General features: G+C 68.3%; 1 protein-coding gene. It reads right to left on the minus strand.

Annotated features, from left to right (window positions below; genetic code table 11):
• A partial coding sequence (locus ACSHSS_RS30250; protein ID WP_445545973.1) for a GIY-YIG nuclease family protein occupies positions 1 to 659 on the minus strand: 659 nt, incomplete at its 3' end.
• Positions 660 to 991: the final 332 nt, after the last annotated feature.

Consider the following 991-nt stretch of genomic DNA (forward strand, 5'->3'; position numbering starts at 1 on the left):
AGATGTGTATAAGAGACAGGTTTGGGGGGCGGGGCTTTGAGGGCTTTGAGGGCTTCGGGTGCTTTTGCCGGTTGTGCCGCCTTTGCGGGCTTTGTGGCTTTTTCGGCGCGTGCAGGCGCCGGTACCTTCGTCGGCTTGGCCGTCTTTTTCGTCTTCGTCGCCTTCTCGAGCTGCGGCGCTGTCGCGCTGCGGATGGCCGGGACAGGCGTGTCGGCCGCCGCGGCCTGCTTCGCGCGCGTCGCTGCGCGTGCGGCCTTCGACGGCCCGCTCGCCTCGGCTGATTGCTCCACGGCGGCCGATGCTTTCGCGCCACGTCGCCGGCCGCCGCCCGTACGCGCAGGCTGCCCGGCCGCCACGCGCTTCGCTTCGTCTTCGACGGCGAACAGCGCGGCCGGCAAGACCGACGCCAGCGTCCGGATACCGGCGGCCAGCTCGCGCTTTTGCGCGGCCGTCAGCCGTTTCACCCAGTATTCGGCCTTCGACGCGATCGACCGGTCGGGCAGCGGAAACGACGCGAGCACGGCGCGCGGCTTGCGCGAGCGCGTGTAGCGCGCGCCCTTGCCGGCCGCGTGTTCGTCGAAGCGTGCGGCGACGTCGGTCGTGATGCCCGTGTAGACGCTGTCGTCGACGCATTCGATCAGATACAGAAACCAGGACATGACCCATCGTCGGAATGCGGAACCGCAAGTGTCTCAGAAATGGCGTGCGCGATCGCGGTCGATCGCGGCCGATTGCGGCGAAGGGTGCGAACGCGGCGCGGGCGGGGTGACGTGAACGCGGGAAAGCCAGCCGGGTCGCGACGTGATTGCCGATGCGTCGTCTCGTGCCGCATCGCGAATCGCGAGCCTCCGTATCGCACCGGCGCACCGATCCGCCGCGCATCGACGACGTTCGCGTTGTCGCACGAACGTCGCGCCGAGACGTCGAGCGGGATTCGGCGACGCTAGGGAAACGCTGATTTATTCGGCTCGGCGGTCATCGCAGACGTAGC

It is taken from the genome of Burkholderia sp. BC1 (assembly GCF_052683555.1).